Source organism: bacterium (assembly GCA_036504735.1).
Lineage (GTDB): Bacteria > Electryoneota > RPQS01 > RPQS01 > RPQS01 > DASXUQ01.
In genome coordinates this window covers 769,284-782,333 of record DASXUQ010000005.1, presented here as the reverse complement: position 1 = coordinate 782,333, position 13,050 = coordinate 769,284, and the positions used below count along the sequence as shown (strand labels likewise).

Genomic DNA, 13,050 nt, shown 5'->3' with positions numbered 1-13,050 from the left:
TCTCACGATAAAGGACAACGACGATGAGACAACGTGTGATGGTAACAGCCGTCCTTCTTCTGGCGGCGGCGCTGCCGCTTTTTGCGGCGGATGGCGGCTTCGCCCAACCGATCCTCCTGACATCCTGCGGCCAGAGTGCCGACGTACTGATGATGAAGACCCTGCTTACGCGCGATTCGCTGAACTTTTCCTATGTGCCCGATGCCAAGGCCGCGGACGTCGCAGGCAAAGGCTCGCTGATTGTGGTGATCGGCGGCAGCAGCAAGGGACTGGGCGCGGCGAAGATCAGCGCTGAAGACGAATCCGCGCGGGTCAACGCCCTGCTGGACGCGGCGCACAAGGCCAATGTGCCGGTGTTGGCTGTGCACCTTGGCGGCATGAACCGCCGCGGCGCGCTGTCCGATCCCTTCAACCAGATTGGCGCCGAGAATGCGGCGAAGATTATCGTGGTTAAGGGCGGCAATGATGACGGCTTTTTTACGAAGATTGCCGAAGAAAAGCAGATCCCGCTGCAGACCGCGAGCAATGCTTTGGAGATCGCCGGCATCGTCAAGCAGGCCTACGACGCGAAGTAACTCAAGACTGAACGGCTGACTATGAAAAGGGCGATCCGCGAGGATCGCCCTTTCTTATTCGTACCGTTTGAGATCCTTCCGCCGCAGCCGGCGTCAGGATGACCCTGAAGGGTCACTTCATCAGAAGCATCTTCTTCACTTGCGTAAACTTCTGACCTTCCATCCGATAGATGTAGACGCCGGAGCCGACGGAGATGCCTGCATCGGATTTGCCGTCCCACGTGATCTTATGGATGCCGGCAGGATACGTTCCTTGCACGAGGGTACGGACAGCCTGGCCCATAATGTTGTACACCTTGATGCGGATTTCGGCCTGAACCGGAACCGAGAACTCGATCTGAGTGGTGGGGTTGAAGGGGTTCGGGTAGTTTTGCGCGAGATCGAAAGAGCTGGGTGCCACGCTGTGGAAGCCCGGCAAGCCCGTCGCGAACGGATTTCCAAGATGGAACACGGAATCTGTTGTGTCGGTGTAAGTGACCGCAGCGCCATAGGAACTATCCACCAGAAGCAGGCGGCAGAAGTTGATGGTCGTGTCATTGGGCAAAATGACACTCATGGAATCTGTCGACGAATCGTGAGCGATTGGGGCAGTGCCGAAGCGAGCCCATGTACCGATGTGGCTGGGGGAAATGTCACGCAGCAGCCAGATATCGGCTGAAAAGTCGCAGGGGCCGGGGGTCGTGTCGGGCGGCTGATTGAACCAAACGGTAACCGTTCGGCCATGCAGACTGTCGCCGTGGACGTTGGTCAGAGTGTCATCGTTCAACCGAACCAGATAGGTGCTGCCTACAGCGTGATTCGACGTGTCGGATTCGCCCACATTGTTGATAGCCGTTACATAGTAGGAACGGGGGCCTTCGGTTATTACCGCAAGAGTCGCTGCCAAGGAATCCGGATTGGCCGTGTAGACGTGGATACCATCTGCATAAATGTTGAATCCGGACTCATTGGTCAAGGGGTGTTGCCATGACAACTGGACCGACAAGCAACGCGTATCTACGGTGGCAGTCACATTGGTCGGAGCGGCCGGAACCGTACCTGTAACGTGGCACGGAGTGCCGACGCAATGCCATTCGGCAGGCGTCATCAACCATTCCTGCGGACCCTGGACCAGAGTGAACACATCGGATTGCCAACAGACGCCGTTGGGATCGGGCCGGGAGATTTGCAGGTAATAGCGGGGGACTTCCGGCAGGATAGTGACCTGAAAATAGCCATCGAACAGGAAGTAGCCATCCCCACCAATACCCATATCTTCGCCGTTGATCACTTGGGTATTGAAGTTGGCGGCAGTGTCGGGAGACACAACGGGCTGCACATCTGTATCATCGGGGCCATTTCCGTTGGCGTCCCAGTAAATGGCGATGATCGTTCCCTGAGCAAAGGCAGTGCGGGGGATGGCGCACGGATACCCTAAAGGTGGATTGCCATTGTCGTTGGAATAGGCGATGGAAATCGATCCTTGGCCGAATGCCATTCCTGCCAACGCCAACGAGAAGAGGGCGAACAACAATGTCTTGGAAATCTTCATAGCAGCTCCCGATGGTTTTCTGCCGCCCACATGGAACGGCCTTAATATGTTATAAACGATGAATTATCAGGGATATACCGCAGATCCACCACTATACGACTGCGTCAGGTTGGATTATGTTCTACCCTACCTAAAAAACAATATAATATCAACTATGCAAGCTTAAAAATCAACTCTGATTTACGATTTTTAAAAACAGATGGACCGCATGGAGCAGAATCAGAGACCTACATATCATCGAAACACTGAATTGCTCCGAAAAAATTATAATATTCATATTCTTTCCAATCGGCAACTGTTATGTCTTGTGACTCGCCGCTGGAGACCTATCAATTTCCCTCCGCGGGACTTGCACACGTCAAAATTCTGCCGTAACTTAGGAAGCCCTGCGAGGTCTGCCTCGCGTCGTGCAAACAGTTGATCGTGTACAACTAACGGAAGATTCATCCATGAGACGCTTTGCGCTGCCCACCTTAAGCCTCAGCCTCCTGCTCGCGGTGTTTTTTGGCGGATATTATCGTCCCGCCCAACCGTCGTTGAGCCTCATTCTGCCCGCTCCGGTCCAAACCGAGGCGGCCTCCGATTCGAAACTGTCTCCGATGGATGTCTGTTTTGCCCCCGGAACTCCTGACAGTGTGGTTGCCAGTGTGCAGCGGGCGATCTGGGGCCATGGCGCTCTCGATTACTTCCTCGGTGGACGCTGGAGTCAGACTGCGACCAACGGCAACACCGGTTCGGATGGTCATCCGATTACCCTGACCTACAGCTTTATCCCCGATGGAACAACCATAACGGATAACTGGGGATCTTCCGGCAGTGTGCTGTTTTCGCGGATGAACGCTCTGTTCGGCAGCCCGGCGGTCTGGCAGGCCAAGTTTGCACAGATCTTTGCTGAGTGGAGTAATGTCAGCGGCGTGCGCTATGTACAGGTGTCCGATGACGGCGCGGCATTTGGCAACTCGCGAGGAATCCTCGGTACCCGTGGGGACGTCCGGATCGGTTCCAAGACTCTGGACGGTGCCTCTAATGTGCTGGCCTATGACTTCTTCCCTGATATGGGCGACATGGTTTTGGATGCATCCGAGAACTGGGCGGAGGCGGGCGGAGACTACATCTTCCTGCGCAACGTGCTGGCCCATGAGCACGGCCACGGTCTTGGTCTCGAGCACGTCTGTCCTATCGAGCAGACCAAACTGCTGGAGCCGTTCTACACGTCGGCCTTTGATGGCCCGCAGCACGATGATATCCGCGCCGGCCAGCGTAACTATGGCGACCGCTACGAGCCGAACAACACGGCCGCCACGGCCACGCCCCTTGGCAGTCTGTCTCAGGACAGCACCGTCCAAACCGTCGGACTCGACCACACCAGTGACATCGATTACTACTCCTTTGCCGTTCCGGCTGGAAAGGGCTTCAACCTTGTTCTGCAGCCCGTCGGCCGCACGTATCTGAACGGTCAGCAGAACCAGGATGGAAGCTGTTCGGCGGGCACGCCGATCAATACCTTGAACAGTCTGAATCTTGATCTGGCGCTGTACGATGCCAGCGGAAACACGTTGCTGGTTCAATCCACGAGCCATGCCGCCGGGGAAGCCGAGAGCATCTTCCGGTACCCGGTTCCGGCTTCAGGCGCGAGCTACAAGGCGAGGGTGGTGGGATCAGGCTCCGACGCGGTGCAACTCTACCAGTTGGAATTCACGATTTACAACTTGTATGATCCGTATCTGTCTCTGAGTGCCATTGAATTTGACACCACTACCGTGCACGTTGAGCGGAATGTGACGACCTATCTCGTCAACAATTCGCCCAATACGCGGCAGATTACCGGCGTTGACGTCGTCGGGCAGTTTACGGTATCACCGTCCGCGCCGTTTTCCATTCCGCCGCATGACAGCACGGCCGTTACCGTGACCTTTACCGCAGCGTCATTGGGCACGCAGACAGGAACGCTGACCATTACTCATGACGGCCCGGGCGGCTCGCTACAGTGTCCCTTGACAGGTGTCGCGATTGGCGCGTGGTTGCAATTTGTGACCTCGAACACGGTGAATCTCGGATCGGTCCCGGTCGGCAGCGCGGACAGTACGCGCGTGCCCGTCCGCGTGATCGGAAATATGCCGCTGACGATCACCTCCGTGGATGTCCCGGCGCCGTTCGGTCTTCGCCTGAATCTTCCCTTGACCATTAATCCCAGCCAGACGGTGTTCTTTTATCCGCGCTATATGCCCACGGCTGAAGGCGCGGCCCAGGCGATGATCCTGATCCATCACAACGGGCTGTACTCTCCCGACACGATGTACGTCAGCGGCACGGCTACGCCCGCGGCAGCGGATGATCACCCGCTGCAACTGCCCGTGGCCTATCACCTCGCGCAGAACTACCCGAATCCGTTCAACCCCACCACGACGATCTCATTTGATCTGCCGCGCGCGACCGACGTTCGCTTGCAGGTGTATGACATTGAGGGGCGGCTGGTGAAAGAACTGGTTCACGGGACTCTTGCTGCGGGACGCCACGACGTGACCTTCGACGGCTCCAGGCTGGCTTCCGGTTTGTATTTTTACCGGCTGACCTCGCCCGAATACACGGCGATGAGCAAGATGGCGCTCATCAAATAAACGTTGAAACACTGAAAACCTGAAACGCTGAAATCGCCGAACATCTTTCCACGAAACATATTTTCCGATGGTTGACAACAACGATCCTTCCCGCATCCATATCACGTCGAAAATCTGCCTGACGCGCGACGTGGGGCTGCGCCGTACCCTGTTTGGCGGCAACATGATGGCGTGGCTCGATGAAGCCGCTTCGATTTATGCTCACGGCTGCACCAATGAAGAACTGATGGTCACACTGAAGTTCGGCGAACTGCACTTCCTGCATCCGGTGTTCGAAGGCCACATCGTCAACTTCTTCGCGTCCAACACCAAGGAAGGCCGCACCTCGATCAGCTTCGATCTGGAAGGCGTGACCGACAAGGATGTGCTGGTGGTGAAGACCAGTGTGGTCTTTGTGGCCGTAGATGAGCACAACCGCCCCAAACCCATTGCCAGATTTCAGAAGAAAACTGAACACTGAAAGGCTCTCGCATCTATGCCTTGTCTGGAAATTTCTCTTCCGCAGACCGAGCTTGAGATCAAACGGAATCTCATGGCCACCCTCACCGATATTGGAGTCGAAGTGGCGGGATTTGGCCGCGATGTCTTCCGCATCCGCTTTTGTGAATATGGCATTGGCGATGCCGGGATGGCGGGGAAGTTGTGGGACGGGGAGAACCATCCGTATCTGCATTTCCTGCTCTACTGCCCGCGCCTGAAGCGCAGCGTCAAAGCGCGGTTGATCAACACCATGAGCGCGGCCTTTGTGGAGATCCTGGGCAAGCCGGACTGGTTTCCGGTCTTCCACATCTGTGAGCACCCGTATGACAATATCGGCGCCAGCGGCAAACCGCTTACCGAAAAGTACCCGGAGCTGGCGGATCGTCATTTCTATTTCGAGCTGCCGAAAGACTGATTGTTCGCACATCTGCTGACTTTGTTGCGGTGAAAGGCGCCGAACTTGTGCCGGCTCTTTTCGAAACACCACGGGGTTACACCAGCAATTTGGGAAGGGAGCCGGCTATGAAGATCATTTCCGTGTTCGCTGCCGTACTTGTTGTGCTGAGCATCTGCCTGCTGGGGTGCAAGAGCAAAGATGAAGGCCACATCATCACAAATCCACCGGGAGTGTGGGTGACGGTGACCATGGATCGCGATACGCTGCGCTTTCTGCCCAATGACGTTGTGACGGCGCTGGGCGTGGCGGAGGTGACCAACACATCGGGAATTGTGCCGGGGATGAAGGTCAGTTTGAGTCTGCAGGGCACGACTATCGGGCAGATCGAGTATGTGAACACCGTGCTGCGCGACACGACCGATGAGAATGGGCAGGTGCATTTCCGGTTCGTGTGGTACGGCATCAATGAAAGCCTCGCCTTCAATACGGTTCGCGCACTCGCGGGCAGCGCGACGGGCGAGCGGCGCATTTATCTGCAACCCATCGGCTCTGGTTTTGTGGCTGTGACGGCCACACCCGACACGCTGCATCTTGGCGACGTGGAAGATGCCCGCACTGATTCTTCTCTGGTAATGATCACGCTGACGGACATAACGCACCGCCCGATTTCGAACGTGACGGTGCATCCCATCGTTTCGGGCGGTACGCTGCGCGCTTTTCCGCCGACAGACGTGGATGGCCGGGCCGTGAGCCGGTTCCTGCCCGGCGGCGCGGGCCGATTCTCTATTACTGTCAATGCCGCGAGTCTTACCTGTGACACGGCGTGGGTGGTGGCCGACACGCTCACCGTCACGGACGTGGGCAGTGTGCGGATGACTCTGGCGAGTGACACGCTGCACTTTGCCTGGGGGGATTCCGCGTCTGTGCTGGGGACTGTGCTGGTGCGGGGCGAAAGCGGCGTATCTTTGGCGGGTAAGCGCGTTCTGTTCTCCTTGTCCGAGCAGGTGGGGAGCATCCAATTCGAAAATGCGGCTTTGCGTGACACGACCGATATCACGGGCATCGTGCATTTCCGGTTTACAACCCACAGTGATGCAGGCCCCGGTTACAATGTGATCCGCGCGGAATGCGGCGGGCACACCGACAGCGCGACCGTTCACCTGATCATGCAGGGTGCAGAACCGGGATCACTGACTCTGTCGCTGAACCCCGACACGCTGCACACGCGCGGAGCCGTGGCCGATTCATTTCTTGTATCGGTGACGCTGCGGGATAACCACAGCTTGGGCATTCCCGGTAGGCTCATTCCCTTCACAGCGAGCAGTGGAATTCTGCGCGCCATGCCGCCGACGGACAGTGCAGGCCACACGTCCGGGTACTGGCATCTCTCCAACTATGGTGAACATTACGTGGCGGCCCACGTCGGTAGTCTGACGGACACGGCCTGGGCGGTGGTGGATTCCTTCCCTTATGATCAGGTCGCGTCCGTGCAGATCGTCATGCGCACAGACTCGGATACTCTCCGGTTCTTTCCCGGTGACTCGGCATGGGCGGAAGGATTTGTGCAGGTGCGCGACCTTCAAGGACGTGCCGTGCCGAATGCACAGGTAGACGTGTCAGAAGCCGAAAGTTTCATCGGCTTCCTTACCTTTCCGGACTCTTCACGCGATACGACGAACGCTCTTGGCCGGGTGAACTTCACCTTCCAGTCCAACCAGCAGACGGCGGGCTACACCGTCCTTCATGCGGCCTGCGGCGGGCACGAAGATAACCAGCCTTTGTGGGTGCGGCCCAGTCCGTATGTGCCCGGCAGCCTCATGGTTCAGGTATCGCCGGATACGCTGCACGCTCATGGAACGGTGCGCGATTCGGTGATGGTTGCGGCGACTGTGGTGGACACATCAAACATCGGCATTCCCGGCGCGACGGTTCACTTCTGGGCCAGCGCCGGTCATCTGAGTTCGTTTGCCCCCACCAATGCTTCCGGGCGAACTCTGGGTTACTGGCATCCGGGCGGCTATGGCACATTCTTTGTAGCCGGAAGTTTTGCCAGCCTTCTTTCTGTCGACACTTTGGTGGTCGATTCCCTTTTGCGGGGGCGCTGACCCACACTTCAATGTTTTAGAAGAGGCGGAATCCTGCGGTGATTCCGTCTCTTTCAACACAGTGGTGAGGGACGCAACTTTTGGGAGGGAACGAAAATGAAGAGCTTTGCCATGGTGGCCGGGTTGCTGGCTTTGGTGGGAATGGGATTGGTGGGGTGCCAGGAGGATGTGACGCATGACCTGCCTTATCGGCGCGGGTGCGGTTGGTATGGTGTGCAGATTGTCATGTTGAGTCCGACGGACACCTTGAGGTTTCTGCCGGGTGATTCGGCATCGGCACAGGGCTTTGTGGTGGTGAAAGATGCGGCCTCCGGTCTTGTGGAGCCGGGCGTGAAGGTGAATTTGTCGCTGCGGTATCCCGGTGTGGGTGTGCTGGAGTGCCCGAATGATACGACGAACAGTCTTGGCCGTGTGGATTTCGTTTTCCGGACCAATCGGCAGCCAGGAAACGGTTACAACATCATTCATGTCAGCGTCGGCAGCGCGGAGGCCGACTACAAGATTTGGATTCAACCGGTCTGCACTCTTCTCCCTGTGCCTCACATAGGACTCAGCCGTCGGCTTTTGACATTGCAGGACTCGGTTCAGGTCTCGTTTACCATCATTGACACCTCCGGTGTGGGTGTTTCCGGGGTGACGATTCCATTTACGGCTACGGGCGGGTACTTCTCGCCGGATCCATTTCCTCCCACCGACATCTCAGGGCGGACGGTCGGGCATTGGTATCCGACGGCCTATGGCTGGTTCATCATTTCGGCGCCGTGGAGAAATTTCACCGCAAAGGACAGCGTTTCCGTGGATTCAACCCTCGGCTTACGGTAATTTTCTCATCCCTGTTTGAGACCGCGCGGAAATCGACTTGATTTCCGCGTCATCACGGACGGACTTTGAGTTACGCAACTTGGGGAGGGAACGAAGATGAAACGCTTTGCAGCGATTGCTCTGCTGATGGTTTTGGTGGGCATGGGGTTAACGGGGTGTTACCCATCTAAAGACGACTCCATCATCAACAGAAGGTGTGGTGGGTATCTGCTTCTTCAGGTCATTCTGTTAACCCCCACGGATACGTTGAGGTCCATGCCCGGAGACACTGTTTCGGTGGCAGGATATGCCATTGCCAAGGAACAGGGTTCGGACTACGGGGTGGAAGGGACGCGGCTGGACCTCGAGCTTTCCGACCCTGATGCCGGATGGTTTGAGTTCACCGATTCTCATCGGGACACGACCAATAGCTTGGGACAAGTAAGTTTTGTGCTTCGCCATCGCGTGGCTGACCAACGTGTAACGAACACGATTCGTGCACGGCACGGCTCGGCTTTTGGCGAGTATACGATTTGGTTTGAGCCGACCATCGTTTTCGACGATCAAATACATTTGGGACTCAGCCGTCGGCATTTGACATTGCAGGACTCGGTTCAGGTCTGGTTTACCATCATTGACACCTCCGGTGTGGGTATTTTCGGGGTGACGATTCCATTTGCGGCTACGGGAGGATATTTCTCGCCAGATCCATTTCCTCCCACCGACATCTCAGGGCGGACGGTCGGGCATTGGTATCCGACGGCTTATGGCTGGTTCATCATTTCGGCGCCGTGGAGCAATTTCAACTTAAGAGACAGTGTTTTCGTGGATTCAACCCTCGGCTTACGGTAATTTACTCGGCACTGTTTGCGACCGCGCGGAAATCGACTTGATTTCCGCGTCATCACGAACGGACTTTGAGTTACGCAACTTGGGGAGGGAACGAAGATGAAACGCTTTGCAGCGATTGCTCTGCTGACGGCTGTAACGGGAATGGCATGGTGGGGATGCAACGACAAGTACCCGCCGATGCCACGGACAGACGGTCCAATTTTTCCGCGGATTGTCATGTTGACGCCGACAGACACCCTGCAAGCTTTCCCCGGGGATTCCGCTGCTGTTCAGGGTTACGTCAAAATGACGAACGGCGGGACAGGCTTGCCACAGTCCGACTTCAGAGTACATCTGTCACTGGTTCAGCCCGGTGTGGGCTTCATTGAGTATACTTCGGCGACGCAGGACACCACGGACGCCGATGGACGCGTTGACTTCGTCTTTCATACTAGATGCGCTGTGGGTGCCGGTTACAACATAATCCACGCGAACTATGGCAGCGTAGAATGCAATTACACGATGTGGTTTCGAGCCGCTACGACAATGGATGTCTTCGATACTGTCCATGTTGAGTTGCAGCCAGATACCGTGCATGTTCGCGGGGCCGGGCGCGCGGATTCTGTTAATGTCCGTGCGTGGACAGGGTGGCGCAGCGGCATGTCGGCTCCGGCAGGATTCAATGTTTCCATGACGCCGGAACAGGGAGTCCTGGACATGTGGCAGCCAACAGACGACAATGGCACGGCTATCGGTTTATGGTTTCCGCCAGCAACACCGAGCCGGTATTACTTCATCAGCGGGTGTCGGGGTGGGAGGAGCGACACTGCGTGGGTGACGGTCCTTCAGTAGTTTAAGTAAGTTCGAACTTAGTATAACTTCATGCAAACAGGTTTCATTTTCGGCATCCTCGGCGCACTGCTGCTGCTGATCGGTGTCTTCGTGCCGCTGGTCAGTGTTCCGGTGTATGGCGGCATCAATCTTCTCCAGCTTCAGCAGCCGGTGGCTATTGCCCTGCTCTTGCTGGCGGCGGCGCATTTGATCTTCTGCATTAACAAGGTCTCTTGGGGGCTGTATGCCACCAAGATTGGTATTCTGGCGGCTATTGGTTTCGGGATCTATCGTGGCTGGGACAGAATTACGGGCAACACAAATTTCATTTCCAGCCTTCTGAAGCCGATAGTCAAGATACACTGGGGAACCGGATTGCTGGCGGCGGGTATACTTATCTTAATGGCTGCCGCCGTTCCGCGCGCCCCTGTGCCGCCTCCCAAGCCCGAGGCACCGTCCCAAGTGCCCGAGGTGAAGGAGGAATAGAAGAGTGTCCCCAACCGGAAGTGACGAATCCAGCACGCGGGAGCGTGCTGGTTAGTATTCCATATGCAGAGTTCTTTCAAATTCCCCCATTTTCTATTTCCCATTTTATCCCATGCCTACAACGACGCCGCGACGACGAACACTCGACTCCATAGCCGCCTCAGCGCCATCACCGGATGGCAATGGAAAAATCGCTCCCGCTCTGGCTGACATTTTCGGCCAGAATGTTTTTTCTCTGGCGGCTATGCGACAGGTGCTGCCTAAGGCCGTATATCAGCATATGCTGCAGATTCGCGAGACCGGCAGTCCGCTCGATCCGGCGCATGCCGATGTGATTGCCGCGGCCATCAAGGACTGGGCCATGGCCCGTGGGGCGACGCACTTCTGTCACTGGTTCCACCCGCTGACGGGACTGTCCGCCGAAAAGCATCTGTCCTTTTTGATTCCTACGGCGGAAGGCGGAGTGATTACCGAATTTGCCGGAAGCGATCTGTTGCAGGGCGAGCCCGATGCATCGAGCTTTCCTTCCGGCGGTATCCGTTCGACCTTTGAAGCGCGCGGCTATACGGGATGGGACTGCACCGGCGACGCCTTTTTGATGGAAGGCACCAGCGGCAAGACGCTGTGCATTCCCAGCGTGTTCATCGGCTATGGCGGTCACGCGCTGGACAAGAAGACTCCGCTGTTGCGCTCGATGGACGTGCTGAACCGCGCGGCGCTGCGGGTGCTGCACCTGTTCGGGAATACGGCTGCACGGCATGTCACGACCACCCTCGGCTGCGAGCAGGAATATTTCCTGATCGACCGCCGCTGGTATCTGCTGCGGCCCGACCTGGTCACCGGGGGGCGCTCTCTTTACGGCGCGCGACCGGCCAAGGGGCAGGAGATGGAGGACCACTATTTCGGAACCATTCCGGAGCGCGCGCTGGCCTTCATGGAGGACGTGGAACGCGAGCTGTATAAGCTGGGCATTCCGATTACGACGCGCCACAACGAAGTTGCGCCGTCGCAGTATGAATTCGCGCCGGTCTTCGAGCGCGCGCCCATCGCCGCCGATCACAACCAGCTCACCATGACCATGCTGATGCGCATTGCGCGGCGGCACGGCCTGGAATGTCTGCTGCACGAGAAGCCTTTTGCGGGTATCAACGGCAGCGGCAAGCACAACAACTGGTCCATGTCCGACGACCGGGGCAATAACCTGCTCGAGCCGGGCCACACGCCGCACGAGAACGCGCAGTTCCTGGTGTTTCTGACGGCGGTGATCCGGGGCGTGCACATTCATGCCGATCTGCTGCGCGCGGCAGTGGCCACTCCGCAGAATGATCACCGCCTCGGCGCCAATGAAGCTCCGCCGGCGATCATCAGCATTTTCCTCGGCGAGAAGCTGACCGAAGTGGTGAAGGATATTATTTCCGGCACCGAGACCGCGGCCCGTACCAAGAGCTTTTTGAATATCGGCGTGTCCTCGCTGCCGCCGCTGCCCCGGCATGATTCCGACCGCAACCGCACCTCGCCTTTTGCCTTTACCGGAAACAAATTCGAATTCCGCGCCGTGGGATCGAGCCAGAATATCTCCACCTCCAACGCCAGCGTGAACGCGATTGTCGCCGAATCTCTGAGCGTGATGGCCGATGCAATCGAAAAGGAGACGGCCGGCGGCAAGAGCCTGAACGATGCCGTGCGCGCGGTGATCCAAAAAGAGCTGCGCGAGCACGAAGCCATCATCTTCAACGGCGACAGCTATTCGGAAGCTTGGCATATCGAAGCGGCCAAGCGCGGACTCCCCAATCTGCGTTCCTGCGTCGAGGCTCTTCCCGCCTACATCACGCCGAAAGCGGCAAAGCTTTTTACCGGACAGGCGATTCTGAGCGAAGAGGAGCTGCAGAGCCGCTACCGCATCAAGCTCGAGCATTACATCAAGGCGATCACCATTGAAGCGGCGATGATGTCCAACATTGGCCGCACACTGATTCTCCCTGCGGGGTTCGGATATCAGGACAGTGTTGCGTCCGCCGTGAATTCTGTCCGGCAGGTACAGAAAGAGGCCATGCTCCCGGAGCAGACAGACTTTGTCGCCCGGGTCTGTGCCGCTGTGGCACGGATGCAGGCGGCCCTTGACCGGCTCGACCGTGTCCGGGCCGAGGCCGATGGGATGGAGGAGGACCTCTTGGGCAAGGCCGAATTCTGCCGACACACCATTCTTGCCGCCATGGACGAGGCCCGTGCCTCTGGAGACGCGCTGGAGCTGCTGGTGGACGATGCCCTCTGGCCTCTCCCAAAATACCGCGAAATGCTTTTTATTGAGTGAACGCAAACTTGTTCTGTTTCGGAACACGCGGCTGATAGAAATCGTAATGGAGCATTTTGAGTGAACACTGTGGCGAAAATGGAA

At 57.2% G+C, this 13,050-nt stretch carries 11 protein-coding genes; 10 read left to right on the top strand and 1 reads right to left on the bottom strand.

Going from position 1 to position 13,050, the window contains the following annotated elements; genetic code table 11:
• Positions 1–23 precede the first annotated feature (23 nt).
• Positions 24–575: a DUF6305 family protein gene (locus tag VGL38_05070; GenBank protein ID HEY3294785.1), complete on the top strand. Its 552-nt coding sequence runs from the start codon at positions 24–26 to the stop codon at positions 573–575.
• A gap of 112 nt (positions 576–687) precedes the next feature.
• Here the strand turns inward: VGL38_05070 and VGL38_05065 are convergent, their stop codons facing one another.
• Positions 688–2,106, bottom strand: a complete 1,419-nt coding sequence (locus VGL38_05065) for a T9SS type A sorting domain-containing protein (GenBank protein HEY3294784.1) — start codon at positions 2,104–2,106, stop codon at positions 688–690.
• Between the two features lie 449 nt (positions 2,107–2,555).
• Here VGL38_05065 and VGL38_05060 point away from each other — a divergent pair, with 449 nt between their 5' ends.
• The 9 genes from VGL38_05060 to VGL38_05020 all read left to right on the top strand — a co-directional run bounded on the left by VGL38_05060 (position 2,556) and on the right by VGL38_05020 (position 12,966).
• Positions 2,556–4,724, top strand: coding sequence for a choice-of-anchor D domain-containing protein (locus tag VGL38_05060; protein ID HEY3294783.1), 2,169 nt, complete (start codon positions 2,556–2,558; stop codon positions 4,722–4,724).
• 67 nt (positions 4,725–4,791) lie between these two features.
• Entirely contained in the window at positions 4,792–5,184 is a 393-nt protein-coding gene (locus VGL38_05055; GenBank protein HEY3294782.1) for a hotdog domain-containing protein, read from the top strand.
• Between the two features lie 72 nt (positions 5,185–5,256).
• Positions 5,257–5,619, top strand: coding sequence for a hypothetical protein (locus VGL38_05050; GenBank protein HEY3294781.1), 363 nt, complete (start codon positions 5,257–5,259; stop codon positions 5,617–5,619).
• Positions 5,620–5,726: 107 nt separating this feature from the next.
• Complete coding sequence (locus tag VGL38_05045) at positions 5,727–7,706, top strand: hypothetical protein (GenBank protein HEY3294780.1); 1,980 nt, start codon at positions 5,727–5,729, stop codon at positions 7,704–7,706.
• A gap of 96 nt (positions 7,707–7,802) precedes the next feature.
• Complete coding sequence (locus tag VGL38_05040) at positions 7,803–8,528, top strand: hypothetical protein (GenBank protein HEY3294779.1); 726 nt, start codon at positions 7,803–7,805, stop codon at positions 8,526–8,528.
• 96 nt (positions 8,529–8,624) lie between these two features.
• A complete protein-coding gene (locus VGL38_05035) occupies positions 8,625–9,359 on the top strand; it encodes a hypothetical protein (protein HEY3294778.1) in 735 nt (244 codons plus the stop codon).
• Positions 9,360–9,455: 96 nt separating this feature from the next.
• Complete coding sequence (locus tag VGL38_05030; GenBank protein HEY3294777.1) at positions 9,456–10,190, top strand: hypothetical protein; 735 nt, start codon at positions 9,456–9,458, stop codon at positions 10,188–10,190.
• A 30-nt stretch (positions 10,191–10,220) separates the two neighbouring features.
• Positions 10,221–10,655 carry a hypothetical protein gene (locus VGL38_05025; GenBank protein HEY3294776.1) on the top strand — a complete coding sequence of 145 codons (435 nt, stop codon included), beginning with the start codon at positions 10,221–10,223 and terminating at the stop codon, positions 10,653–10,655.
• Between the two features lie 244 nt (positions 10,656–10,899).
• Entirely contained in the window at positions 10,900–12,966 is a 2,067-nt protein-coding gene (locus tag VGL38_05020; GenBank protein ID HEY3294775.1) for a glutamine synthetase III, read from the top strand.
• Positions 12,967–13,050 lie beyond the last annotated feature (84 nt).